The organism is Mesorhizobium sp. M7A.F.Ca.CA.003.01.2.1 (genome assembly GCF_003998945.1).
GTDB lineage: Bacteria > Pseudomonadota > Alphaproteobacteria > Rhizobiales > Rhizobiaceae > Mesorhizobium > Mesorhizobium ciceri.
Window position 1 is genome coordinate 1 of record NZ_RZRA01001461.1, and the last position, 820, is coordinate 820.

General features: G+C 63.3%; 1 protein-coding gene. It reads left to right on the forward strand.

What is annotated here, in order from left to right:
• Positions 1–257 precede the first annotated feature (257 nt).
• Positions 258–820, forward strand: a 563-nt coding sequence (locus tag EN969_RS33460; protein WP_127419881.1) for a phosphatidylserine decarboxylase, incomplete at its 3' end; no start/stop codon positions are given.

The window sequence follows — 820 nt, forward strand, 5'->3', positions numbered from 1 at the left end:
CCCATAGGCTTGAGATCGAAGAACATTTTGTGCGCGCCGAAGCCGATGGTGCCAACTGATCTGGGCTGATTGTCTCGAAATTCTGACGCCAGTGGCACAGGCATGCGAGCCGGTCGCGACCTCACGAACGCGGAGCGTTCGGCTATCCTGAGGCGACAGGCCCTTGCCCGTTCGCCCGCGCCGCCGATTGTTGCGTTGCGGCGAGGGGGGCTTTCGGCTATTGAGGCCGGACTTGAAACGGAGCCTGTTTTTAGCTGATGAGCCTTGTCGATACGGTCAAGAACGCGTTCGTACCGATCCATCGCGAAGGCTATCCCTTCATCGCGGCCTTTGGCGCGGCGACGCTTTTCCTCGGCTATTTCTCCTCGGTCCTGTTCTGGATCGGTCTGATCCTGACGGCCTGGTGCGTTTATTTCTTCCGCGATCCCGAGCGCGTCACGCCGGTCGACGACCGCTTGGTGGTCAGCCCCGCCGACGGCATCATCTCGGCGGTCGGGCCGGCCGTGCCGCCGCGCGAACTCGGCCTCGGCAATGTCGAGATGACCCGCATCTCGGTGTTCATGAATGTCTTTTCCTGTCACGTGAACCGCGCCCCGGTACGCGGTCGTATCGTCAGGATCGAACACCGGCCCGGAAAATTCCTCAACGCCGAACTCGACAAGGCCAGCACCGAGAACGAGCGCAACGGCCTGGTCATCGAAAGCCCCAACGGCACGATCGCCGCCGTCCAGATCGCCGGCCTGGTGGCGCGGCGGATCGTCTGTTGGGCCGAGGCGGGCGGCTCGATCCGCACCGGCGAGCCTTTCGGCTTGATCCGCTT